At 51.2% G+C, this 22,072-nt stretch carries 15 protein-coding genes; 8 read left to right on the top strand and 7 right to left on the bottom strand.

Annotated elements, in window-relative coordinates:
* Positions 1–66: 66 nt before the first annotated feature.
* The 6 genes from AC0YN0_RS00380 to AC0YN0_RS00355 form a co-directional block, all read right to left on the bottom strand.
* Complete coding sequence (locus tag AC0YN0_RS00380; RefSeq protein ID WP_475819519.1) at positions 67–948, bottom strand: carbohydrate ABC transporter permease; 882 nt, start codon at positions 946–948, stop codon at positions 67–69.
* A 26-nt stretch (positions 949–974) separates the two neighbouring features.
* Complete coding sequence (locus AC0YN0_RS00375) at positions 975–1,871, bottom strand: ABC transporter permease (protein ID WP_475820867.1); 897 nt, start codon at positions 1,869–1,871, stop codon at positions 975–977.
* A gap of 107 nt (positions 1,872–1,978) precedes the next feature.
* On the bottom strand, positions 1,979–3,610 hold the full coding sequence (locus tag AC0YN0_RS00370) for an extracellular solute-binding protein (protein ID WP_475819518.1): 1,632 nt from the start codon (positions 3,608–3,610) through the stop codon (positions 1,979–1,981).
* 140 nt (positions 3,611–3,750) lie between these two features.
* Positions 3,751–6,102, bottom strand: a complete 2,352-nt coding sequence (locus tag AC0YN0_RS00365; RefSeq protein WP_475819517.1) for an AraC family transcriptional regulator — start codon at positions 6,100–6,102, stop codon at positions 3,751–3,753.
* A gap of 224 nt (positions 6,103–6,326) precedes the next feature.
* Complete coding sequence (locus tag AC0YN0_RS00360) at positions 6,327–7,487, bottom strand: Gfo/Idh/MocA family protein (RefSeq protein ID WP_475820866.1); 1,161 nt, start codon at positions 7,485–7,487, stop codon at positions 6,327–6,329.
* Positions 7,488–7,501: 14 nt separating this feature from the next.
* Entirely contained in the window at positions 7,502–8,257 is a 756-nt protein-coding gene (locus AC0YN0_RS00355; protein WP_475819516.1) for a sugar phosphate isomerase/epimerase family protein, read from the bottom strand.
* A 157-nt stretch (positions 8,258–8,414) separates the two neighbouring features.
* Here AC0YN0_RS00355 and AC0YN0_RS00350 point away from each other — a divergent pair, with 157 nt between their 5' ends.
* The 3 genes from AC0YN0_RS00350 (at position 8,415) to AC0YN0_RS00340 (ending at position 11,360) form a co-directional block, all read left to right on the top strand.
* On the top strand, positions 8,415–9,245 hold the full coding sequence (locus AC0YN0_RS00350) for a helix-turn-helix domain-containing protein (protein WP_475819515.1): 831 nt from the start codon (positions 8,415–8,417) through the stop codon (positions 9,243–9,245).
* Positions 9,246–9,347: 102 nt separating this feature from the next.
* Positions 9,348–10,298, top strand: coding sequence for a phosphodiester glycosidase family protein (locus AC0YN0_RS00345; protein WP_475819514.1), 951 nt, complete (start codon positions 9,348–9,350; stop codon positions 10,296–10,298).
* Positions 10,299–10,301: 3 nt separating this feature from the next.
* The gene (locus AC0YN0_RS00340) at positions 10,302–11,360 is read left to right on the top strand and encodes a glycosyltransferase (protein ID WP_475819513.1); all 1,059 of its coding nucleotides are present in this window, start codon (positions 10,302–10,304) and stop codon (positions 11,358–11,360) included.
* Between the two features lie 8 nt (positions 11,361–11,368).
* Here the strand turns inward: AC0YN0_RS00340 and AC0YN0_RS00335 are convergent, their stop codons facing one another.
* Positions 11,369–13,627 carry a glycoside hydrolase family protein gene (locus AC0YN0_RS00335; RefSeq protein ID WP_475819512.1) on the bottom strand — a complete coding sequence of 753 codons (2,259 nt, stop codon included), beginning with the start codon at positions 13,625–13,627 and terminating at the stop codon, positions 11,369–11,371.
* A 172-nt stretch (positions 13,628–13,799) separates the two neighbouring features.
* Here AC0YN0_RS00335 and AC0YN0_RS00330 point away from each other — a divergent pair, with 172 nt between their 5' ends.
* The 5 genes from AC0YN0_RS00330 (at position 13,800) to AC0YN0_RS00310 (ending at position 21,995) form a co-directional block, all read left to right on the top strand.
* Positions 13,800–15,869 carry a right-handed parallel beta-helix repeat-containing protein gene (locus tag AC0YN0_RS00330; RefSeq protein WP_475819511.1) on the top strand — a complete coding sequence of 690 codons (2,070 nt, stop codon included), beginning with the start codon at positions 13,800–13,802 and terminating at the stop codon, positions 15,867–15,869.
* A 31-nt stretch (positions 15,870–15,900) separates the two neighbouring features.
* The gene (locus tag AC0YN0_RS00325; protein WP_475819510.1) at positions 15,901–18,285 is read left to right on the top strand and encodes a helix-turn-helix domain-containing protein; all 2,385 of its coding nucleotides are present in this window, start codon (positions 15,901–15,903) and stop codon (positions 18,283–18,285) included.
* 210 nt (positions 18,286–18,495) lie between these two features.
* Complete coding sequence (locus AC0YN0_RS00320; protein WP_475819509.1) at positions 18,496–19,476, top strand: ABC transporter permease; 981 nt, start codon at positions 18,496–18,498, stop codon at positions 19,474–19,476.
* Between the two features lie 17 nt (positions 19,477–19,493).
* Positions 19,494–20,384 (top strand): carbohydrate ABC transporter permease, encoded by an 891-nt coding sequence (locus AC0YN0_RS00315; RefSeq protein ID WP_475819508.1) that lies wholly within the window; start codon positions 19,494–19,496, stop codon positions 20,382–20,384.
* 51 nt (positions 20,385–20,435) lie between these two features.
* Positions 20,436–21,995 (top strand): ABC transporter substrate-binding protein, encoded by a 1,560-nt coding sequence (locus AC0YN0_RS00310; protein ID WP_475819507.1) that lies wholly within the window; start codon positions 20,436–20,438, stop codon positions 21,993–21,995.
* Positions 21,996–22,072: the final 77 nt, after the last annotated feature.

Raw genomic sequence — 22,072 nt, 5'->3', positions numbered from 1 at the left:
CAGCCGTTCACTCAAGTCAAAGCAGCTTGCGATCCTAATAGGAATATTACCATAAAAACCCTTCGTTTATTCCTTAATGGATCCAAGCATGACGCCCTTGACGAAGTAGCGCTGCAGGAATGGATACAACACCAGAATCGGGACTGTTGCAGCGATTATTGTTGCGTATTTGATCGTTTCTTGAATAAGCCCTTTATCTACGTCGGCCACTGCTGTCATCATCGAATCCGTGTTGTTGGAAATCAATATTTCCTGCAGGACAAGCTGTAGCGGGTACAAATCGCGATCTCTTAAGTAAATCAAGGCATCCATGTACGAGTTCCAATGCGCAACGCCATAGAATAGCGTCATTACCGCCATAATCGGCAAAGAAACAGGAATGAAGATTTGGAAAAGAATCCGAAAATCGTTCGCTCCGTCAATTCGCGCCGATTCCTCGAGCGCGACGGGTATACCTGCGAACGATGTACGCATGACAAGCAAGTTCCAGGTGCTGATTGCCGATGGAAGGATCATTGCCCATCTGCTATCGAGCAGCTCCAGATTTTTCATATTCAGATAGGTAGGAATAAGGCCGCCTGAGAAAAACATCGTGAATACGATGCCGAACATGATCGGACCGACGAGCGCCACTCCCTTGCGCGACAGCGCGTAAGCCGCAAAGCAAGTGAGCAGAAGGTTCAATGCCGTTCCCGCTACGACATAGATCATCGTATTCAAGTAACCAATCGAAATCATCGGATTTTCAAACACGAGCTTATACGATTCCAAGCTGAAGCCGGCAGGGAAGAAGAGCAAGCCCCGATGGTCGATTAACTCGGCAGGATCGCTAAGCGACGCGAACAACACGTAGAGAAATGGATATAAAGTACCGGCCATTAATGCCAGCATGAACAAGGTATTCGTTACGTCAAATACCCGCTCTCCCAAAGCAATACGAGGCTTCAAGTTTGCTGCACCTCCTTAAAATAGTTCTACCATAGGCTCGTGTTGTTAATCTTGCGGCTCACTGTGTTGGCCGATACGAGCAGAATGAAATTCATGACGTTGTTGAACAAGCCGATCGCGGCCGAAAAACCGTAGTCCATCTGAAGCAAACCGCGACGGTATACGAAGGTGGATATAACGTCGGCCGTTTCGTAGGTTGTCGAATTGTAGAGCAGAAGCAGCTTCTCCAAGCTGCCGCCAGCCATCAACGTGCCGAACCGCAAAATAAGCATAATAATAACGGTCGGCATAATACCTGGAATCGTAACGTGCAGTATTTGCTTGAACCGGCCAGCACCGTCGGTCTTGGCAGCTTCGTACAGGCTCGGATCGATGCCCGCGATCGCCGCCAAATAGATGATGGAGCCCCATCCGATGCCTTGCCAGATTCCCGACGACACGTAGATCGTTCGGAACCAATCAGGTGCGATTAGGAACGAAACGGACGGCAGCCCGAGCAGGCCGGTCAATTGGTTGATTAATCCGTCACTGGACAGAAAGTCGACCATCATGCCCGCTACGACGACGATCGAAATAAAGTGCGGCAAATACGTGATTGACTGCACGATGTTTTTGAATACGCGCTTGCGGATCTCGTTAAGCAGCAGCGCCAGCAGAATTGGCGCCGGAAAACCGAATACAAGCTCATAAAGGCTAATCATGACCGTATTGCGAATCAATCTCCAAAAAAAATAACTTTCATAGAACGATGCGAAATGCTTGAAGCCGACCCAGTCGCTCGCCCATATCCCTTTGGCCGGAGCAAAATCCTTGAAGGCGATTTGCAAGCCATACATTGGCATATACAAGAAAACAACGTAATAAACGACGACTGGAAGAAGCATCAAATAAATATATTTATGGCGGGACCAGCCCCGTAACATTTTCAACTTCATGTCCTCCTTCGGCAAAGCAAGCCGACAAACAAGCGGGCCCTGGAAATCCGCGCTCTCGCGCTAGCTTTCTCCAGGCTGCCCGCTTCGACTCGTTTTTACCGTTTCAAGTATCGATCATATGCCGCCTGCTGAATTTCCAATGCTTCCTGAATGCCCATTCCTTCAATCGTCTTCACGAAGTTGTCGAATGAATCGATCGACTCGGCACCCATGACAACCTTGTCGAACATCTCGTCGCGATAGGTGTTAACGTCCGTCATGATGGAAGCCAGGCGAGCGGATTCGTCGTTCGTGAACGAAAGAGGCGGCAGCAAGCTCTCGTTGTCGACGTCCATCCAAGTATTAAGCGCCGCTTGCTGCTCCGGCATCTTGGCATTCTGCAACTGGTAACGCTTATCCTGCACGAACGGTCCTCCGAACGGAATGGCATACCTTCCGAGAGCGGTGCCGAACGCAAGGCCGTCCGGGTTTTTCATAATGTCGTCGGTATACGTCGGGAAGCCGTCGATCATCTCGTAGCTTTTGCCTTCGATACCGAAATTGAAGAGCATAGCGCCCTCTTCGCCGTATTTGTAATCGAGCCATTTGACCGTTTCTTTTACATGCTTGTTGTTTTTCGTAATAGCAGCGCCTACGCTGTTGAAGATCGGCTCGCGCTGTCCGAGCACCGGCTTGTCGCCTTGCGCTAGCGTCGGATATGGAGCGCCTACAAGGCTGAACTTCGGATTCTTGCCAGACATCGCCGTCGTATATTTGCCGATGCCCCCGCCTACGGCCATCTCTGCTGCTCCGAGCAGCTCGCCCGTCCACTTGGCATCCTTCTGCTTCGCGTCTGTGCCGGCATAGTCGCGGTCGATAAGTCCTTCTTCATACCAAGCGCGCATCGTTTGAAGGAACTGCTTGTATTCGGGTTGGATAGGTCCAAAGATGACTTTGCCATCCTTCAGGTTGAAGCGGCCGGTCGTTCCCCATGCGTTCAAAAACACATTGCTGAAGTTAAGCATCGTATCCCTGACGATAAGCAATGGAATCTCGTCAGCCTTGCCGTTTTTATTCGGATCCTGCTCCTTAAACGCTTTCAAGACCGTATGCCATTCGTCGATCGTCGTCGGCATGGGGAGACCGACCTCGTCGAGCCAGTCCTGGCGAACGCCGATGCCTTGGTACGTACGAAGATACGGATCGCTTCTTAGGAATGGAAACGCGTAAATACGGCCGTCGTCCGTGGAAATATCCCGTTTAATTTGCGGATTTTCTTCCAGCAGCTTGGTCAGATTAGGCGCGAACTTCTGAATGTATTCATTCAGTTCGATAATTACCCCGTTGTTCATCGCGCCTACCCCGCCGCCCGGATAGTCGTTCCATCCCCACTCGATTACATCCGGATAATCTCCGGAGCTCATAAGCAGGTTGAACTGGTTCTTCTCCTGTCCACTTGCAGGATGCTGGAATTCGATATGAATCCCCGTCTTCTTCTCTGTCTCCTGGTAGGCGGCCATGTCGTTAAGCGTTTTGATTCCCGGCGCAGGATTGCCCGACATCGTTACAAAATAAGACAGCGTAAGCGGTTCCGATACGATCTTGCCGTCTGCCGCCGCTTCCGTTCCCTTCGGCGCATCCGTCGCTTCCGTTCCCGGATTGTTATTGCCGGAGCAAGCAGACAATACGGCAGTCATCGCCGTAATAGCCGCGAGCCCCGCGAACCAATTTCTCTCTCCGTACTTCATGAATCATTACCCCCTCGTCGTTTGTATAGCAGGCTGCGTCGTCCATCAGCCGCACTCTCATGTTAGCCTCCAGCCCAGAAGACGGATATGTCCTGATTGTTCGATGCGCATTCCGTTTGAATGATCGGCGCTATACAAATTTAAGATCGGTGTTCCGTTTGTAAGTTGGCGCGGTACTGGCCCGGCGTAATGCCTTCATGCTTCTTGAAAAAACGAATGAATCCGATGTCGTTCGAGTAACCGACAGCCTGCGCGACATGCGCGATCGTATGCTCGGTCCCGGCCAGCAGCCGCTTCGCTTCGCGTAACCGCACGACGGCGATAAAGTCGAGGATCGTCTGTCCCGTAGCCTTCTTGAAGAACGATGACAGATACGGCTGCGTAATGCCCAGCTCGTCCGCGATCATGCTTACGCTCAGCATGTTCTGGCCGAAGCGATCGTGAACGATGCGCGAAATCGTATCGAGCATTCGGCTGCTCTGATCGGTGCGCCCTTCCTTCCATAACTGGCATACGCCGAGAAAATCGGACTTGATCCCCTCGAACGTACTGCGCGAATCGTCTAAGCGATCGAAGTCCTTCATTAGCAAACGAATGGCGAGCTCCGAATCGGCCTTCGGCGTACTTTGTACGATACGGAACAAAGTAGAGGACAAATGCTTAAGAAAATAAGTGCCTATAGGTGGTGGTCTGTCTCCTTGCTTTCCGTCATGATCCGCATACAACGCGTCAAGAAGCATAGCGGTCTTTTCTTCCTCGCCCGACTTCACGTAATTCGTCAGCTGCTGCTCGATATCGAGCGGATAGTAATAAGCGGGCGGCGGCAGGGGCAGCTTGCTCGCGCCGCTCTGTGCCGCCTTTCTTTTATAGCTCTCGTCCAGCCGCTTGAGCGCGTCCCGGAACGCTTCGCCGATCTGTTCCATTTCATGCACGACGACGCTCGTCCCGATCGCAACCTTAAGATGAAAGCGCATGCTAAGCATTTGATCGAGCTGCTCCGAAATATAATCAAGCTGCTGCTTGCGCCCCTCCTCGTCCGTTTCATTGAAGTTGACGAGCAGCGCTATTCTGCCTTGATCGAGCTCCGCGACATAGCCGACATTCCTTTCGTTCGCAAGCTCCTCCGCAATATTGGATATGACGAAGTTGAACAACAGCCACTCCTTGTCGCCATTTCCTTCCGGGAATGCGCTCATGTCCTCCGCATCAATCAGCATGACTGCGAAACTTTGCGATACAAAGCGGATGCCCATGAATTGCAGCGATTCTGGCTTCAGCTCATGCGAATCGGCATAACCTTTGACGAGGCGGCTGACAAAGTGCATGCGAATAATGGGCGTTTGCTGCGACAGCTTCGCCCGAAGCTCCGACTCGGCCAGCCGCGCAGACTGGATGCCCGTTCGGATAAGCTCGTATTCGACAGGACCTTGTTTATCCCGCGTCGAGCCGCCGCCGCCGGTTACGGCGGAAACAAGATCGCGAATGGGACGGTAGTTGCGGTAAGCAAGATAAACCGAGACGGCCGCTCCTGACAGCGCTGCCAATACGAAGAGCAGCAACGCCCAGCTCCGGATTTCATTCACCTCTTTCAGGAATACGGCACGCGGCACTTCCATGACGAACTTCCAGCCGTACACGCTGGAAGCCGCGTAGGAGACGACCGTTTCTTCCCCGCCGCGGCGGACGTTCAGCTTCCCTTCGTCGCCGCGCATTTCTTCGTATCGGAACGGCAGCGCATCGCGATCGTCGGTCGTCGCGCTTACAATACGGTCGGAGGCGTCCACGATGTAGATCTCGCCCTTGCCGGCCTTGGCAAGTCCAGCCAGCAGCTTGCGAATCTGCTCGTCGTCAATCATAACGAATAGCGTCGCAAGCCGCTTGGATCGGTCAACCAACGGCAGCGACTGCATATAACCGATGACTTCGTGTCGTTCTCCGAACGTGCTGTACGAGCGTAGACCAGGTTCGAACGACCGGTAAAGGTAGCCGCTATTGAACTTCGCCGTCCAGTCCTGAGCGCTCATGCCGTCGAACTTGTCCACTTCGCCGAACAAAATGTCCGGCGTCGTCTTCACTCCCGGACCAAGCATCGTGCCCGACTTCGGCATGTAAATGTAATAATCGTATAGGAATGGCGTCAACTGCTTGTACCGCTTTAAGTCGTCGGCCATGGCAATCATATCGAATTGTTCCCGGTCGGTCATCGATGCTTTGCTGTTCATTAACTGCAAAATCTTCGGATGATTGGCAACCTGCTGCTCCAACTGCTCGATCAGCTTGAGCTGCCCATCGGCAAGCTCCCTCAGTTGGCCGAGCATGGCGGAATTCGTATGCTCGACCGACTGCTCGACAACCTCCTGGGCACGCCAATACAATAAACTGCCGATTATGATCAGCAGCAGGAGAATAGCCATATACGACCAGAAGAGCGCTGACCATGCGCCTCTGAATTGCAACCACGCCAAACGGCGGCCGTACCGATTGTTTCTCATTTATTCTCCTCCGCATTTCTTACCTGATCTGCTTCGCAATCCCTATAAACGGCATTAGATAAACCAAAAAATATGATTTAGTATATCAAACTCTTAAACCGGTAAGGCTTATCGTTTCGTTTCATCCATTGCCTATTTGTAATATTCGGCGACGGCCTTGCATGAAAAAGGCGTGCAACTTGTACGGTTGCACGCCTGTTAATCCTATCAATACAATATTCCAGCTAAGACCCGAAGCTCCCGCTCGTATCGAACAGCTGCGCCTCCACCGACTTGAACTTGGAAGCCGCTGCCCGCTTGTTAAGCTCCGCCAAGTAAGCCTCCTCGTCGATCGGGAGCTCGACCGTCTGCTCCAGCCAGCTGGACAGATGCATCGCGTTCGACAGAGTCAGGCTGTGAATGCCTTCCTCGCCGCCCGCAACAAGCGGCGAGCCGTGCAATACCGCCTTCGCGAAAGCAGACAGAACGCCCATATGCTGGCTGTTGTCCCCAAACGTCTCGACGACGGACACTTCGACGCTCGGACGCGCGAAGCCTTCTTTCGTCTCGAAGCAGAATTCCCGCTCGTTCTGGCTGAGCTTATGAAGCGTCAGCTTATCGTTCTCGCAGATCAGCTTGCCCCGCTCGAGCGTAATCTCGAACCGATTCGTTCCCGGCAGATCGGCGGTTGTCGTAATGAATACGCCTGTTGCTCCGTTCGGGAACTCCAAGTATGCCGTCACATCGTCCTCGACCTCGATGTTATGCCACTTGCCGTTATGGCAGAACGCCCGTACCTTGCTTGGCATGCCGCAAATCCACTGGAGCAGGTCGATATTATGCGGACATTGGTTGATAAGTACGCCTCCGCCCTCGCCAGCCCATGTCGCGCGCCAACTGCCGGAATCATAATAGGCCTGCGACCGGTACCAGTCCGTTATGATCCAGTTGACCCGCTTGATCGCGCCTAGCTCGCCGCTATGCACAAGCTCGTGCATTTTGCAGTATACCGGGTTCGTTCGTTGATTGAACATCATGCCGAATACGACATCGCTCTCCTGCGCCTTCTCGTTCATTTCACGGACCTGCTTCGTATATACGCCAGCCGGTTTTTCAACCATTACATGGAGTCCACGCTCGAAAGCCTGGATAGCGAGCGTTGGGTGATCGTAATGCGGCGTAGCGACGATAACTGCATCGCACAAGCCGCTGTTCATCAGAGCCTCCGGCCCGTCAAACATCGCTACCGTATCCGGCAAATACGCTCTGGCTGCTTCTAGACGCTTCTCGTCCTTGTCCGCCACGGCGGTCAATACGATTTCCGGCACTGCGCCTCCCGTCAGTTTCTTCGCATGATCCGTCCCCATATTGCCCATACCGATAATACCTAATCGCATGCTGCTCATCACCTATTCGCCTCCTATCGATAGCCTAGCGCGGCTAAATTATTGTAGCTCGTCTGCAAGCATTCGAACGGACTTCCTTGGCAGGTGTCCTGCTCCACGAGCAAATATTTCGCATTCGTCTTCTCAAGCGCTTTCATAATTGCCGGAAAGTTCATATTGCCTTCCATAACCGGCGCCATCAATTGCTCCATGCCTCTTACTGCCATATCCTTCAGATGCACGCAGTGAAGTCGATCCTGCAACCGTTCGATCCACTCGCATACGTCAGCGCCTGCAGCCTGCACCCAATACGTGTCGAGCGTAATGCCCATTTCCTCCGGAGACAGGTCTTCGATCAGCCTTTCGATCATGCGGCGGCCGTCGATCTTCTCGAATTCGAAGTTATGATTATGATACATGAACAGTTTCCCTGCTTGTGCGATTGCGCCAGCGGCTTTGCGCACGTCTTTGGCGAAATAATCGTACCAGTCCATCGTACGGTATTTCTCCGGCATGCCTCCGATGCCGATGTAATCGCAGCCAAGAATGTCATGCTCTTCGATGATTTTGTCGGTTTCGTTCACGATCCGGTCGAAGCCCGTATGCGTGAGCGCAATCTTCAGCGACAGTTCATCGCATATCGCCCTAAGCGTTTGCGGTTCAATCTTCCCCATAGCGGATACTTGAATCGATTTGTACCCCATATCTGCAATCTTCTTAAGCGATCGTCTTATATCTTCCTCCGTCTGGATGAACGATCTAACCGTATACAGCTGCGCGCCCAAAATCATAAGTCCCGTCTCCTCCTTGACCTTATTTCCAATTGTCCCTACACCCTTAATTATAGATAACAGGTCTGGAATCGCCATTGTGAATAGCAATAATAAAATTGCAAATATAGCGATTATCTCCTACACTTGAGGGGAATATGGATCAGGGGGTAAAAAGATGCAGCACGTGAATATCCATACGGATTCGATCATTCTCCACCATACGGTTGGACATGGCAATACGCAGCAATACGCCCTGCATTGCCATAACTTCTATGAAGTGTTCTACTTCGTTGCCGGCGACGTGAGCTATCTCGTGGATGGCAAACGCTATGACCCCGAGCCGCACAGCATCCTGCTCATTGCCCCCCATGTGTTTCATGGCGTCAAGATCGAAAGCGATGCGCCATACGAGCGCATATCGCTGCACTTTGTTGCCGGATTTCTGCCGCGCGAGTACCAATCCGTCCTCTTGTCTCCCTTTCATACCGAAGGCGGCTCAAGTAACATTTACTTCGCGCAAGGCGTGAAGGACGAGCTGTTCTCCTTCTTCAAGCAGCTCATGGATTGCCGCGATTTCGAAGCTGATATTCGCGAGCTGTCGCTCCGCATTCGGCTAGAAGCGCTGCTATCGCAAATCTTGCAGATGAGCCATTCGCTTAAGAGCCATACGGAAGCTTCCGCCTCTTCTACTACCGTTTCCCGCGTCATTCAATATTTGAACGATCACATCGCCGAACCGATTACGCTCGATGACCTCTCTGCCCATTTTTTCATAAGCAAACATCACCTGAACAAAGTTTTTCGCCAGGCAACCGGCACCACTGTGCTTAATTACGTCATCCACAAACGGGTCGTGATGGCCCAAAATCTCATGCTGCAAGGCCAATCCGCCAATAGTGCCGCGGCCTCGGCCGGCTTCGGCGATTACTCCTCCTTCTACCGCGCCTATAAGAAAATATTCCGGCATGCGCCTTCGATAAAGCAAGCCCCCATGCTTCTCCATTAAGTCAGCTTCTTTCCCCTTGGCGTTTCCCTTAACCCTTAAGGTTCGTTTAAGCTGCCTGATTTATCGTTAGGAAACCCTAACAAACAGGAAGTGATAACAGCCATGAACCCATCCCGAAAATCAAGAAAAAAGCTATACGCAATTATCATTACCACAGCAGTAGTCGTTATCGGCGGCATCCTGTACGCCCTCGCTGACCGTTACTTAATCGAGAAGGTCGAGGTCGTCGTGGAAACGCCGCAAAACGTCGATACCGGCGATAGCAGCGCCACTCAAGAGCCTGTCGCAGAGCAAGCCGAATACGACGATTGGAATTACGAGAGCGATGAAATCAGCATTAGCATCGATCAGGTTCAGACGGGCTCCGGCGAGGACATGATTACGTATTTCGTAGCCGATGTACAGCTGTCGGGTGACGCAACCCTAAGCTCGGCTTTTGCCAAAAACAGCTTCGGCCGCAACGTGATCGATTACACCTCCAGCATCGCTGAAGACAATAACGCCCTCTTCGCGATTAACGGCGATTATTACGGCTTCCGCGGCGACGGCGTTATTATCCGGGGCGGAACGGTCTATCGGGACGAGCCGGCTCGCATCGGACTTGGCTTATTCGCGGACGGTACGATCAGCAGCTTTGACGAGACGGAAGTTTCCTCTTCCAGCCTGCTTGCGGACGGCGTCGTCGACACGCTGTCATTCGGCCCCGCCTTAATCCAAGACGGGGAGATCGCGGATGACCTCGGCAGCGTGAAGATCGATACGAACTTCGGCAATCGCTCCATCCAAGGCGCTAACCCGCGAACCGGCATTGGAATGATCTCAGCTAATCATTATGTGTTCGTCGTCGTCGACGGTCGTAAGTCGAATTACAGCAGAGGCATGACGCTGGATGAATTCGCAGAGGTGTTCGCCGATCTCGGCGCAACCGAAGCTTATAATTTGGACGGCGGCGGCTCGTCTACGATGTATTTCATGGGCAGAGTCGTCAACAATCCGCAAGGCAAAAACAAAGAACGCGGAGTGAGCGATATTTTATATATCGCGGAAAGGTAGGCGATGGAAATGGTTATCCTTATTCCTTCCTACGAGCCGGATGTTAGACTGATCAAGCTGATCGAAGATCTGCAGATTTCCATTCCTGGCATGCCAATCGTTGTCGTCGATGACGGCAGCGGCGATGCTTACAGCGAATGGTTCAAGCAAGTTGTTGAACTGGGCTGCATGCTGCTGACGCATAAAACCAATCTGGGCAAAGGCCGCGCGCTCAAGACAGGCTTCAACTATATAAGAAGCCATATGGATACCGATGGCGTCGTCTGCGCAGACAGCGACGGTCAGCATTTGCCTTCCGATATTAAGCGGATCGCCGAAGCTGTCCTCGAACATCCAGGCCGGATTGTCATGGGCGGCCGCCGGTTTACGGGCAATGTGCCTCTGCGCAGCCGCTTCGGCAACACAATGACGCGCAAGATGTACGCTTTCTCTACGGGAGTGAAGCTGTATGATACGCAGACCGGCCTTCGCGGCTATCCATCCGCTATGCTAGACTGGCTGTGCAACCTTAACGGGGAAAGGTTCGAGTATGAGATGAACATGCTGCTTGAGGCTCCCGGTGCAGGCTACGCGTTCCATGAAATTCCGATCGACACCGTTTATTTGGACGAAAATAAATCGAGTCATTTTCATCCGATCAAAGATTCCGTTCGTGTGTATAAGCCGATCATCACCTTCATCGCGTCGTCGCTCTCTTCATTCGTCGTTGATTTTGTCCTGCTTCTCGTCTTGCAGCTGTTAAGCGGTCATCTCTTATTTGCCGTCATAGGCGCTAGAATTGGCAGCTCGATCGTCAATTACTCCCTCAATCGAAAATTCGTATTTCGCAAGGGCAGCCGGAAGGCTTCGGCAGCAGCATCGACCACGGCATCGTCATCGTCCTCCGTCACAAAGTCGCTGCCGAAATATTACGCGTTAGTCATCGTCGTTCTGCTATTGAATTACGCCGTCCTGCATTTTCTCAATATTAATTTAGGCGTCCCATTACTGGCGGCTAAGCTCGTGACGGAAGCGGTGCTGTTCCTGTTCAGCTACTGGTCGCAACGGAAATTCGTCTACTAGAACCCGTTTCAAAGGGGAATTGTCGTCGTTTCTCCCGGCCTCACTTCAACCCGCTGCCATCCGGCGGAAGCGCATTGCCCGAGGGGCTTTGCTGCTTCCGCTTTATTTTCGACCAGAAGCTTAACCGCCGCGGGAAAGACCGACTTATTGCATACCGAGAGGATGCGCTCACCTTGTTCGTTAATTATAAGTCCACACTCCACTTGATCGATCGCAAAAATCTTATCGTTGGCCAAGTCAACATAGATGCCGGGAAGCTCCGCATACGTAAGCATAAGCGACACCTCGCACCAGCACGAATAAGGAATCACCTCTCCCACATAACCTTTACCTTCCCAATCGCTCATATTAACGCGCTCGCTCATATAACCCGGCGGCATATCATGACCATCCCAACCTCTCACCGGACGATCCGACCGTGACAAATATTGCGGCAGATTGCCCGCGATCTCCCGCAGCAGCTCCATATACATCGCTTTGCCGGTCGCACGATACAGCTTCAGCAACGAATCACCGGACAACGTGCAAATACCCGGTGCGCTATGCTTATTCTGAACGTTGGCAATTACCGAGCCGGTCGTACGAATGCCAAGCCTCCCGAATGTCGACTCCTCGGGAAAGCGGAAATCGTATGACACGCACCACGTCATCGCTTGTTGCGCCGCTTCCTCCGCCCGGTCGATCCAAGCCTTCTCGCCGCTCGTCTCATAGAGGACAATATACGATTCGAGCAGTCCAAACGCCGATTCACTATCCGGGCATTGCAATATTTCACCCGGACCGCCTGTCGTAACTCCCCGGGCAGTGAATTGCTTATAGAAGGATTCGGCCGATTCCTTCGCAATCTCCATATACATGCTTTCGCCGAAATAACGGCTGCAAAGAGCTAGCCCTGCCGGGGCAATACCCGCCCCAGCCGAACCGCCGATTATAATATCTCCAGTCCCCGTGTGCACCCATTGGCCGAACTGACCGTACGTTTGCCATAGCCTCACGAACGCATCGGCCAGCCTTCGCGTCCCGTCCGTCCAGCTAGGCGGCAATTGGAATTCAGGCTTCAACCGCTCAAGCGCGATGAAATGTTTCATAATGAAATAGAGTGCATCCGCGCTCTTGCGCAATATATGCCAGCGCTCCGGGTACAGTCGGTCCGGGGCGTCGTTGAACTCATCCCCATACCACTCTCCCTGATAACAGACACCATGGAAAAATCCCGACTCCGTCTGGCTGCTGAACATAAATTCAAGCGTCTCAAGCGTCCGCTCAACCGACTCATCATTGCCTTCCAGCAGTAAGGCGTAGCTAGACATTCCGCCTCCGACCCAGCCGATCTGCCAGTCTTGGTGCTTCATATCGATTGTGCCTACCGCATAGTAGCCGAGCTGCTCATTCCAATTCAGCTCGTTGTACTTCTTCTCCTGGATTTCCCATGCGGCGGAGAAAGGCAGACTCGATGCAAGTTTCGCTGATGGCTTGCCCGAGGTTCGAATAGCAGCGAACTTCTCGTACAGCCCCTTCACGTCTTCGCATGGGAAGCGATATACATGGCAGCGAATTTGCACGATTTCACCCGGTTCGAAATCATGTCCGCGATCGTCGCTTGACGCTTTGGTCGTCGCCATCTCGTATTTCGTCACCGGCCTGACGCCCGGCGCTTGAAAAGAAATTCGCGCCGTGCTTCTGTCCAAGCTTTCTTCCATATGTATCGACGTATCGCCAAGAACAGTCGCTTGCTCTGTTTCGAACAGCCAGCCGACAGACGTTTTGTCGTCGAAGATGCCGATAACTGGCGTTGCCGCATCGCCTGTCAGAAGGTGGAAGGCGGAAGGCATGTGTGAATGCTTTGATAGCCTTGGCACATCGGTGATAATCGTCGGCACGTTCGGTCCATGTTCATCGAGCTTCGTCCAGCATGGAGCATAAGGCAGCTCCCTGACCTCGAATCGATTGCCCGCATATACCGCTCCAGGTACAAGTACATAGTTGGAATTCGACCACCCCGATAACGAAAAGGATAATGCAGCAGCCGATTGCTTCGCATAGTCTTCTGACCGAAACTCCACAGTAAGAGCCAATCCTTCGCTGCTATCCACTGTTCCTTCATATGACAATTTCACCTTCCAAGCATCGCCGGATGCCGCAGCTACCGCACCTCCTTGTTCTCCGTTCCAGTTAACCTCACCGTTCTCCACCGGAACCGCATCTTCATATCTCGTAATGAAAGCCTCCAGCTTAACGCCTGTTCCACCGAACAACTTGTCAACCATCCAAACAATCCCCTTTTTGATTACTGTAATTGATGGATACGTTATCATGGGATCCGAAAGCGGTCTACTGTGAAAAAAACGATTAAGTGTACTTATTTTGAAAGCCCTTGCAAGTGTAAAGACATCGGATTTATAACTATAATGTAGCTTTATAACCAAGGAGGACTTCTTCATGGAAACCGCTTATTATGTAGCGCCATACGGCAATGATAGCCACTCGGGCAGCACCCATGCCCCTTTCCTTACGATCCGCAGAGCACAGGGGGAAGTCCGTACGAAAATTAGTAACGGCATGGATCAAGATATTACCGTTTATATGCGCGGTGGATTGTATGAAATGGATTCGCCTCTGCGCTTCGATGATAGAGACAGCGGCAGAGACGGATGGAAGGTTCGCTACTGCAGCTATCCGGGTGAAGAAGCACGCCTTGTAGGAGGCAGAGCGATAACAGGATGGAAGCCCTATAAGGGGAACATATGGCAAGCAAAGCTAGACAGTGATTTCCCTTCCTTCTATACGCTGTATGTGAACGAAGAAAGAATAAAGCTGGCGAGGCTGCCCGCTTCCGGCTACTTCGAGACGGCTGCCAATGAAGAAGGGGGAAACTCCTCTGATCAAGGGATTACCTTTCATGAAGCCGACCTTCCAGCCCAACACGATCTAACCGAGGCGCAAGCTTTCGTATGGCCGGGTGAAGGGGAATGGAATTGGTTCTCCGAGACGAAGAAGATCGCGTCGATTGACTGGGAGAAGCGGTATATGAGCTTCGAAACACCGGCAACTTGGTCGATCGGAACTGGCTCGCGTTATTTCTTGCAAGGGTCGCTCGACTTCCTTCGCGCCCCAGGGCAATATCATTTGGATTCGGCTGCCGGTATCCTCTATTACTGGCCTGCGGATGGAGCAGCCAATCCCAATGAGCAGATCATTATCGCTCCATTGGTCAAGAGATTGCTCGACATTCAAGGCATATCGCAATCGCACCTCGTTCAGGGGCTTAGCTTCTCTGGTCTTTCCTTGTCTTGTACCGACTTCTTCCGCGAGTATCGCATGATGGACGATAATGCGGAGCGCACGGAGCACCGTGAAGGCGTTGTGTATATCGATCATGCAGAGCATATTGAAATTGAGAACTGCAAGCTTCAGCTGTCCGGGAGCTGCGGCATCTTCCTCAATCATTATGCGAAGCATATTGCAATCGAGGGCAACGACATCCGCAGCCTCGGCTATTGCGGAATCAGCTTGAACGGATTCCCGCCAGGCAAAGGCCCCTTCGTCGATGCGGCATCCTCCTATACGAACTCTCATAATCGCATTGTGAACAACCGTATAACACACGGCGGAGAGTTGATCGGCCATGGCTGCGGCATTTTCCTCTATCAAAGCGGTGACAACGACATCTCGAATAATCGGATCGCCGAGATGCCTCGTTACGGCATCTCGCTCAAAGGCATGAGACACAAGACGCTGCCCGAGCAAGTATACGGCATTCCGGTCACATGGGATAACCACTGGGACTTCCTTCACAGCCGCAATAACCGAATTGCATATAACGATATTTCCGAAGTGATGACGGACAGCCAAGACGGAGGCATGATCGAGGCATGGGGCCCTGGCCGCGGCAACGTTATTCATGGCAACGATCTGCATGACAGCGGCATCCACTTCTCGTTCGGCTTCGGCATCTATTTAGACGACGCCGCCGATGATTTCACCGTTACGAACAATGTGATCCGCGGGCTCTATTCAACTGGCGAAGGAAAGCTTTGGATGCTTATTTTCTCCAAGGGCATCGGTAACCGAATCTACAACAATCTGCTTGTATCCAATCCGCATGCGATCTCGGCTATCGGCTCCCAAGAGATGGCGGACGAGGAGAATAAACATATCGATATTGCCGGCAACATCATTTATAATTCAGGGTATCTCTATTACTTCGTCAATTATAGCGACGAACGCTTCGCTGCCGCCGATCGCAATCTTTACTGGCGCGAGGGCATGAGCTGCCAAGTAGCCGGCAACCTGCCGCTTGAAGCGAGCGGCGCTGATTCTCTTGAGAGGCACGAATACCCGCTCGAGCAATGGCAACGCCTCTCTAACGGCAAATACGACAAGCATACCTTAATAGCTGCGCCTGGTTTCATCGATGCCGATCATGAGGATTACCGGCTGCGACCGGATTCGCCGGCTTACCGCTTAGGCTGGACCGACATCGATTTTGAACGAATAGGCGCGAAATAGTCAAATACCAATCACAGGGGGCTGGGATCGGATGAAGGTATTCGGCTTTTACAAATCCAAAAAGTATTTGCAGCGGGTCATGCTCTCCATAATGGCGTCCATGGTGCTCGTACTTGCCGCTTCATCGGTATCCAATACGTATATTTTAGAAAGATCGGTCAAACGCATCCAAGAAGATTCCAACCTGAAGGTTCTCTCCCAAATCCAATACAATCTCTCTTATATGAACGACATTATTACAAGGCTGTCCAATTTCGTTTATCGCGACCATTTCCTTATACCGCTCATGTTCAACGGCGACTTGCCTAAGATGGATCTCATCCGCGGCTACCGCCAAATGTCCAACATTATGGAAAGCTCCTCTTTCCTGCACTCGATGGTGATTTATAATAAGTCGCAATCGGAACTATACGGCACGAGCAACAGCTTCCTGCTCGACGGCGGCATTACGAAGGAGAAGATCAGAAGCACGCTGCTCGATCCCACCAATCCTCAGCCTACGAACCGGCTTATCCCCATGAGCATGTCTCAGGGCGATGAACGAATCGATTCGTTCGCTTTTATCGTGACCGATTCGCTTAAGCCGTTCTCAAGCAGCCAGTCAGGAATCATTCTGTTCATTAAGTCCGACTGGGTGTTCGAAAGCTTGCGGAAGATGAACGTGGCAAGCAGCCGCGATCAAGGGGAAATCCTTATCCAAACGAAGGATGGCCAACTGCTGTCGTCCGATCCGAATGCCTCCTACTTGTCTTCGGAGCATCAGAATAGTATTAACGAACTCGTCCTGAACGACAAACAAGCAGGCCAACATACATCTGGCTTCGTCATTGGCGACCTGGCTGGGGAGAAAAATATGGTCACGTACATGGACGATGGCCTAGGCTCTTGGACGATTCTGTATATTCAATCCTATGGCAAGCTCATGGCCGACGTGACCAAAACCCGCAATCAATCGTTCATGCTGTCCGGACTGTTCCTGCTGGTCGCGATCGTCATATCGATCGGATTATCCTATAAGCTGTATAATCCGATTGAAAACATGCTCAAACGAATCAGACCGCATCTTCCGAGCACGCGGAAGGAAGACGCTCAGGAGGATGACAGCTCCGGCTCCAGTTCTGGCAGACATGCTAGTCAAAGCTACGGAGACGAGCTGACTCTGATGAGTGACAATTATATGCGGCTATCGGAGAAGCTGAACGAGATCAGCTCCGAGCATATCGTGAGCAAATATTATATCCGACGGTTTCTGACGGATAGTCTGCTTTTCTCGCATCGTGACATGCAGCATTTGATCGAGAAGCACGAGCTGAACATTTCTGTCCGAGAACCACTCATTGTATGCGTGCTTAAGATCGATCAGTTCGCGGTATATGACCGTATGACGACGGGCAGTGCCAAAAAGCTGCACAGCTTCGCGATCATCAATATTGCCCAAGAAATAATGGGCAAGACTTACCCTTGCGAATCGGTTGAAATCAGAGGCGATCATGTCGTGCTCATCCTCTCTCCAAGCGAGCTGGACGACAGCGCGCAATTCAATCAGGTCAGAGCGCTGCTGCGCGACATTCAAGATACGATTGAGCGGTATTACGGCCTTTCCTTGTCCTGTGGCATTAGCGATGTGATCTCGCAATTCCCGTATCTGTCGACGGCATATGCCCAAGCGCTGCGCTGCAGCCAATATATGATCGTGAAAGGAAACAAAGCGATTATCGCGTCGGAGGATATTAAGGAAAATCTGTCCAGCAAGCAAATGTCGCTGCCAGATGCCTTAGAACGCAAGCTAGCCGAGGCGCTTAAGAAAGGCCAGCTGACGAATACGGGCAATGAGCTGGAGAAGGCGTTCTCCCATATCGCAACATTCAGCTACGAGGATATGCTTCGCGCCGTCAGCAACCTTGCCTGGACGATCAAGAACGCAGCTTCCGATATTATCGAGCATCGCATCGGCACATTCTCCGTCGATATGGACTATATTCATCAAATTCCACAGGAGAAGGAGACGCTTGAGGAAATGTACCTGTCCCTCCTCTCGCTCTGCGCCAAAATATGTGAAGGACAGAGGCCGGCCAACATGGAGCGGAACGAGATTATGCTCGAGACCGTCAAGGAACTGATCGAGCAAAAATTCGCCGATATCAATCTGAGCCAGCAGTCGATCGCATCAACCGTGAAGCTCTCCTCCGCCTACATCGGCAAGCTGTTCAAGGAAAGCTACAATATGACGATTACCGAGTATATGAACGAGGTTAGGCTGAATCACGCTCGGGAGCTGCTCGAGCGAGACAACTATACAATCGCAGAAATAATGGATAAATGCGGATATGCGAATCAAAGCTACTTTTTCCGGCTGTTCAAAGGCAAAGTCGGCAGTACACCTAAGGAATACCGGATGAAAAAATCGATCTCATAATCTGTTTTTTGCCCCTCTAAAGTCCCTTCTTACGCTGCTTAGCAGTCGGAGAAGGGGCTTTCTTTTGCCCGTATGAAGCGCAACTACACGAAATCGAATATTTTACAGTCGCAAACTACAGTTAATCCATCATTGTATTCTATCCGCTGTACTTCTTTCATGGCATGATGGGCATCAGAACAGGAAAACAACAGAAGGAGGGGATCATTAGTGGCACAAACCAAACTAGCCGATTCTAATGCCGATGCGCAGCGTCCATTACCGAACAAGCCGAGCTGGCTTCGCAGAGAATGGAAACATCTGAAGAAAAACCGGGAATTGCTGCTGCTCGCGACGCCGGGTATTTTATTCAAATTCGTAATCGCTTATATCCCGATGATCGGGCTCATTCTTGCCTTTAAGTATTTCAGGTATGACCAAGGCATCTTCGGCAGCAAGTGGGTAGGCCTGAACAACTTCGAATTTCTATTTAAGGCACAGGACGCAGTCCGCATCATCCGCAACACGCTGCTTTACAATCTTTCTTATATTGCCCTTGGAACGGTTGCCGCATTGCTTCTTGCATTGCTCCTGAACGAACTGAGCGGCAAATTGATCAAGATTTATCAGACAACGATGTTTCTGCCTTACTTCCTTTCCTTCGTCCTTGTCGGGTATATTACGAACGCCTTCCTCGACCATAAGGGCGGTTTTCTTAATACGATGATCGGATGGATCGGCCTTGAACCGCACAAATGGTATTTGGAGACGGCGCCTTGGATATTCATCCTGCCGCTCGTCGCCTTGTGGAAGGGCATCGGCTTCTCCACGCTAGTCTACTATGCGGGCATTACTGGGATTAACACCGACTATTACGAGGCGGCTAGACTAGACGGCGCTTCCCGTATCCAGATGATGTGGCGCATTACGCTTCCGCTGCTCAAGCCACTCGTCATCATCTTGTTCATCTTAGGACTCGGCAACATCTTCCGCGGCGATTTCGGCTTGCATTATTTCGTACCGAACAACGTTGGGCCGAACTTCCCGACGACCGACATCATCGATACGTACGTGTACCGCGCTTTGACCAAGCTCGGCGATATCAATTCAGCGGCGGCAGTCGGCTTCCTGCAATCGGTCGTAGGGCTCGTAACCGTCGTAACCGCCAACTATCTCGTTCGGAGAACGGATAAAGACAATGCATTGTTCTGAACAAGGAGGAATTACACATGCAAAGCACCAGATCATTTAATTGGATGAACGGGTTCATCAATCTATTTCTAACGATACTTTGCTTGATGATTGCCCTTCCGTTCGTCCTCGTCGTCATTATATCGTTGACCTCCGAGAACAGCCTTGTGCAACATGGCTATCAGTTTCTGCCGAAAGAATGGAGCGCGGAGGCATACCGTATCATATTCGAGAAACCGGATCCACTGCTGAAGGGCTACCTCGTGACGCTGGTCATTACCGTCATCGGTACCGTAACTTCACTGCTGCTCACCGCGATGACTGCCTATCCGATCTCTCGGATGGACTTTCGATACAATCGTCCGATTACGTTCTACGTGTTCTTCACGATGCTGTTCAACGGCGGCCTTATCCCTTTCTACATCATGATGACGCAATACTTGCACTTAAAAAACTCATTACTAGCAATCATCCTTCCGACGCTGCTCAGTCCTTTCAACATTATGATCATGAAAGGGTTCCTCGACAAAATCTCAAAGGAAATTATCGAGTCCGCAAAGGTCGATGGAGCAAAGGAATTCCGGATTTTCTTCGGCATCATTCTGCCGCTGTCAACACCAGCGCTGGCGACTCTTGGTTTGTTCATCGCCTTCGGCTACTGGAATGAATGGTTCTATGCGCTGCTGTTCATCGACAACGACAAATACATTCCGCTCCAGCTGCTGCTCGTGCGTATTTTGTCTCAAATCGAGTTTCTAGCCAATTCCCCTCTTGCTCAGGTTGCCGATAAGCTCGCTTATGCGAACTTCCCGACCTTGTCCGTCAGGATGGCAATGGCGATTCTCGCCGGCGGACCGATGTTAGTCGTATTTCCTTTCTTTCAGAAGTATTTCGTGAAGGGTATTACAGTAGGTTCCTTGAAAGGATAAGGAGCGACTATTGTGCCAATATATAAACCAATATAAACGGAGGGTTCACAGATGAAAAAAGCAAAAGCATCTCTATTGGCCAAATGGTTCACGCTTACGCTATGTCTTGCCATTATCGCGGCATGTTCGAACAATGGCAACACGCCAAACGCTACCAATGCTCCGAGCAATGCCGGCGGCAGCACGAATGCGCCTGAAACTGAAGCGCCTGCAGAGCCAGCGCTTCCCGAAGTGAAGCTTACCTTCATCTATCCGGTATCCGCTCAACCCGGTCCGGACCAGCAGCTGGTCAATGACGAGATCAACAAATATTTGAAAGAGAAAATCAACGCGACCGTAGATTTGAAGCCGCTTACCTTCGACGAATACGAGCCGAAGCTCAACGCCATGCTGGCAGCAGGCGAAGACTTCGACCTCGCATGGAGCTCGAAGGGCTGGCTCGGCAATTATCAGCCTTATATCGATAGAGGAGCTTACTTGGAAATTACGGAAGATATGATCAAGCAATATGCACCTGAAGCTCGTGCGAACATTCCGGATAAATTCTGGCCGGATATGCTAGCCGTAGACGGCAAAGTATACGGCTTCCCGATCTATCAAGTTGCTGCTAAGACGAAGAGCCTTGTCATCCAGAAGCGCTTCGTTGACAAATACAATCTCGATGTAAATTCGATTCAATCTTACAAAGATCTTGAACCATTCCTTAAGCAGTTGAAAGAAAATGAGCCGGACATCATCCCGCTCGGTCTTGCGCAAAACTCATGGGGCTTATACTCGGACCGTACGAAGGTCGGCGAAGGACTCGTACTTAGCTATGCGAAGGACGATCCATCGCTTAAATATATCGGCGGCCTGCAATTGCTCGATGAGAAAAAAGAATACTTCGATACGATGCGCAGCTGGTACCAAGCCGGTTACATTAACGATGATGCTCCGATTATCCAAAACATCAACGATTTGAAAGCCAAAGGCAATGTAGCGGTAGGTCTCGAATTCACTTCCAAGCCTGGCGGTGAAGTAGGCGAAATGGCCGTAAACGGAGGCAATGAAGTCGTTTATGCTCCGATTGCCGACAGCTACTTCACAGGTATCGCCGGTGCGATGCATGTCATCAACAAAAGCTCCAAAAATCCGGAGCGTACGTTGATGCTGATCAATCTGCTTAATACGGATCAATACCTATACAACTTGATTTGCAACGGTATCGAAGGCAAACACTATACCAAAACAGATGACAAGTTTATCGAACCGATCAAAGATTCCGGATACGCGCCGAATGGCGACTGGGTATTCGGCAACCAATTCAACGCTTACCTGAAGCCAGGCCAAGCAGCAGACACGTGGGATAGAACGATCGAGCTTAACGACAGTGCCATCGTCCCTGCAACAAGCGGCTTTGGCGTTAACGAAGAAAGCATCAAAGCCGAGATCGCCAACGTAACGGCAGCTAACAACGAGTATCAAGCCGCGCTCGAATCGGGCTCCGTCGATCCAGCCAAGGAACTGCCTAAATACCGCGACAAGCTCATTGCCTCCGGCCAAGAGAAGATCGAGCAAGAAACCGAGGCGCAGTGGGAGAAGTTCAAGCAAGATAAAGGATTAGTGAAATAACGTTGATTAAAAAAAGACCGTATCAGAACCGGGCTGCATTCCGATTCTGTAACGGTCTTTTTGCATTATCATTTATA

It is taken from the genome of Paenibacillus sp. J22P218, assembly GCF_056269195.1.
This window is presented reverse-complemented; position numbering and strand designations above follow the sequence as displayed.

What these genes read in the sequence shown, in the direction of transcription:
- AC0YN0_RS00315 (WP_475819508.1), top strand. Translation starts at nt 19,494, where the DNA reads ATGCAAAGCACCAGATCATTTAATTGGATGAACGGGTTCATCAATCTA.
- AC0YN0_RS00340 (WP_475819513.1), top strand. Translation starts at nt 10,302, where the DNA reads ATGGAAATGGTTATCCTTATTCCTTCCTACGAGCCGGATGTTAGACTG.
- AC0YN0_RS00375 (WP_475820867.1), bottom strand. Translation starts at nt 1,871, where the DNA reads ATGTTACGGGGCTGGTCCCGCCATAAATATATTTATTTGATGCTTCTT.
- AC0YN0_RS00310 (WP_475819507.1), top strand. Translation starts at nt 20,436, where the DNA reads ATGAAAAAAGCAAAAGCATCTCTATTGGCCAAATGGTTCACGCTTACG.
- AC0YN0_RS00335 (WP_475819512.1), bottom strand. Translation starts at nt 13,627, where the DNA reads ATGGTTGACAAGTTGTTCGGTGGAACAGGCGTTAAGCTGGAGGCTTTC.
- AC0YN0_RS00350 (WP_475819515.1), top strand. Translation starts at nt 8,415, where the DNA reads ATGCAGCACGTGAATATCCATACGGATTCGATCATTCTCCACCATACG.
- AC0YN0_RS00325 (WP_475819510.1), top strand. Translation starts at nt 15,901, where the DNA reads ATGAAGGTATTCGGCTTTTACAAATCCAAAAAGTATTTGCAGCGGGTC.
- AC0YN0_RS00330 (WP_475819511.1), top strand. Translation starts at nt 13,800, where the DNA reads ATGGAAACCGCTTATTATGTAGCGCCATACGGCAATGATAGCCACTCG.
- AC0YN0_RS00345 (WP_475819514.1), top strand. Translation starts at nt 9,348, where the DNA reads ATGAACCCATCCCGAAAATCAAGAAAAAAGCTATACGCAATTATCATT.
- AC0YN0_RS00360 (WP_475820866.1), bottom strand. Translation starts at nt 7,487, where the DNA reads ATGAGCAGCATGCGATTAGGTATTATCGGTATGGGCAATATGGGGACG.
- AC0YN0_RS00355 (WP_475819516.1), bottom strand. Translation starts at nt 8,257, where the DNA reads ATGATTTTGGGCGCGCAGCTGTATACGGTTAGATCGTTCATCCAGACG.
- AC0YN0_RS00370 (WP_475819518.1), bottom strand. Translation starts at nt 3,610, where the DNA reads ATGAAGTACGGAGAGAGAAATTGGTTCGCGGGGCTCGCGGCTATTACG.
- AC0YN0_RS00365 (WP_475819517.1), bottom strand. Translation starts at nt 6,102, where the DNA reads ATGAGAAACAATCGGTACGGCCGCCGTTTGGCGTGGTTGCAATTCAGA.